Genomic DNA, 564 nt, shown 5'->3' on the forward strand with positions numbered 1-564 from the left:
GTCGGCGTCTTTAAAATTAAAGAAGCGGGTGAGCTTGCCAAGACCTACCCACAGCTCAAACAATACCACGGCGCTATTTTGGCAGAAAAAGCCATCACAGGCGGTGAGTATGCTTGCTCAATCCTCGGTGATGAGGTGTTGCCCAGTATTCGCATCATCCCAACCACTGAGTTTTATGACTACGAAGCCAAATACAATCGTGATGATACCGTCTACCAATGCCCATCAGATTTGAGCGAGGCGCAAGAACAAACCATGCAACAAATTGCAAGAAAAGCGTTTGCTGCCATTGGGGGCAAAGGTTGGTCACGCGTGGATTTTTTACGAGATGACGAAGGCACGCTATATCTGCTTGAACTCAATACGGTGCCCGGCATGACCAGTCATAGTCTGGTGCCGATGGCAGCAAAAGCGCGTGGCATGGATTTTGCGACGCTATGCGTGCGTATCTTAGAACAAACGTTGAGCGAATAAGTCGTTTTCGTTTATATTTGTTTACAAAAAAAGTACTTGAATTGTCTAGAAGCGTATTATCTATTTACCATTCATTTCATTGAATTTGCT

General features: G+C 45.2%; 1 protein-coding gene. It reads left to right on the plus strand.

Annotation, left to right across the window (positions count from 1 at the left end):
* On the plus strand, positions 1 to 474 hold a 474-nt coding region (locus tag IEY58_RS34190; protein ID WP_189052664.1), incomplete at its 5' end, for an ATP-grasp domain-containing protein.
* Positions 475 to 564 lie beyond the last annotated feature (90 nt).

The sequence above is a fragment of the Aliidongia dinghuensis genome, assembly GCF_014643535.1.
Lineage (GTDB): Bacteria > Pseudomonadota > Alphaproteobacteria > ATCC43930 > CGMCC-115725 > Aliidongia > Aliidongia dinghuensis.